Below are 2258 nucleotides of genomic sequence, written 5' to 3'. Positions count from 1 at the left end.
GAGCGGTTGGGTCGGGGACGAGACGCCGTGCACCCTTGCAGGTGTCGGTCTTCCCGTCCCCGCCCGCCGAACCGGACGTGCCCGTTGGCCGGGCATCCGGCTCTCCACGTGATCCATGAGGGTCAGGTGAGGTGTTCGCTGACCTGGCCGACGAAGGCCATGTCGTCGTGGTCGGTCCGACGGAAACGTGCTCCATCGGGGTCGACCTCGTCGATGTTCCATGGCGTGCTGATCTGCGCTCCGCGGTAACGGTAGCGTTCGACCCGCATCTTCGCCGGGTTGTAGAGGACCATGCGGTCCTCGGCGATGCGGTCCGTTCCGTAGTAGCGTCGCCGCAACTGCTTCCAGGTCAGGTGAGGGTGCTTACGGCGAATCCACCGAAGCATTCTCCACCACGCGTACCAGCCGAGGTAGGAGAACGTCTTCTTGGATGCGCCGTAGCGGAAGTAGCCTGCCCAACCCCGCAGGACCGGATTGACCTTCCGCAGCACCTCCGCCAACGAGAGCGAGGTCGTTCCCTGCCCCGTCAGCCTCTTGATCTTGTGCATCACCGATGCCAGCGCCTGCTTTGCCGGAATCGTCAGCACGACTCGACGTCCGTCGCCCCGGATCTTGCTCTGGATGTGAAAGCCCAGGAAGACGAAGCCGTCGTCGATATGGGTGATGTGTGTCTTCTCGACCGAGAGGGTCATCCTCAGCTTGTTGGCCAGCAGCTCGCCGATCTGCGACTTCAGCGCTTCCGCGTCTGACCTGGTGCCGTGCACGAGCACGACGAAGTCGTCGGCGTAACGCACCAGTCGAAAGTTCGGCAGTCCCTTCTTGCGCCGATACTGCCTGCGCCAGCGCGGACTCATCTCCTCGTTCCAGAGCCGAGCGAAGTGCCGGTCCAGGATGGAGAGATAGATGTTGGCCAACAGCGGTGAGGCGACCCCGCCTTGCGGAGTTCCGTTCAGACTGTCCGCGAAGCCACCGTGCAGTTCGACGACTCCGGCCCGCAGGAACGCACGGACCAGACGCAGGACCTTCCGATCCTTGATGCGCTCTCCCACCAAGTCCATCAGAACGTGATGGTCGACGTTGTCGAAGCATGCGGTGATATCCCCTTCCACCACCCACTCGTAGGAGAGGCTGGTGAGATGGTGGATCTCGGCGATGGCATCCTGAGCTCGACGGCCAGGCCGATACCCGTAACTGGACGGGTAGAAATCGACCTCGAAAATCGGCTCCAGAACCAGCTTGAGGGCCATCTGCGCGACACGATCGCGCAGGGTGGGGATCCCCAGGTAGCGGACCTTGCCGCCCTTCTTCGGGATCACCGCCTGCTTGACCGGCAGCGCGGTGAAGGATCCGTCCTTGAGCGAGGAACGCAGTTCCTCCAGGAACGGAATCACCCCGTAGTCCTCGACGTGATGACGCGTCACCGCATCCACGCCCGCCGTCCTGGCACCCTGGTTGCCCGACACCCGCTCCCAGGCCACCAGCAAGGTGGACCGGTCGCAGATCAGGTTGAACACGTCGCCGAACCGGCGTTCCGGCTCGGCCCTTGCCCATCGGTGCAGCTTGAGCTGATGTTCGAGTACCCGTCGCTCGGCCGCGAAAATGCCCGGCCACGATATCGACGGCGCGTCGCTATTCAACAACGCTCCTCCCCGGCAGCAGCACCGCTGCTATCACGCTGTCGCCCTTCCCCATGCGGCCGGCTTTCCCGGCCTCGAAGTACTACGGCGACTCCGCCACGATCCGGCGCCATCAGTGAGCGTCGCACCTGCCCGCCGCCTGGCTGGCTGGCTGGCTGGCTGGCTGGCTGCCGGACGGTGAGGGCGACACCGGATCGCTTCCCACGTTCACTGAGGATCTCTACGACGGCTTCGGCGCCCAGCTCTACCCCGGCGGCATCACCACGGACCGCACATCGCAGTCTTGATCCGGGCCTCCAACCATCCCACAGGGCGGTCGGAGAGGAGAGGCCATCGGACAGAGCACTCTCCAGTACCGCAAAGCGACCCATCCACCAGATTCGGCAGGCCGCTGACGACTCACGGGGCTTCAACCACTGGTTCAGTTTCCTTACACCCATTCCGTCTTCGCTTGCGGGCACGGACCGCCTGGTGGTCTCGGTCCGCCCCTACGTTGTCGAGGCTGCTTCCGACCTCACCCCCGACCTGGGGATCAGCCTGCCTCCAGCTTCAACCGGTCACTGCGATGACCAGCCGTGGGCTCCTCCTCCCACTCGATTCCTCAGCGCCTCGTGGCGCACG

1 protein-coding gene is annotated in these 2258 nt (G+C 64.4%); it reads right to left on the bottom strand.

Annotated elements, in window-relative coordinates; translation table 11 throughout:
- Positions 1-122: 122 nt before the first annotated feature.
- Positions 123-1637, bottom strand: coding sequence for a group II intron reverse transcriptase/maturase (ltrA, locus tag ACWC9T_RS41570; RefSeq protein WP_449826212.1), 1515 nt, complete (start codon positions 1635-1637; stop codon positions 123-125).
- Between the last annotated feature and the right edge of the window lie 621 nt (positions 1638-2258).

It is taken from the genome of Kitasatospora sp. NPDC001159 (assembly GCF_053598235.1).
This window is presented reverse-complemented; position numbering and strand designations above follow the sequence as displayed.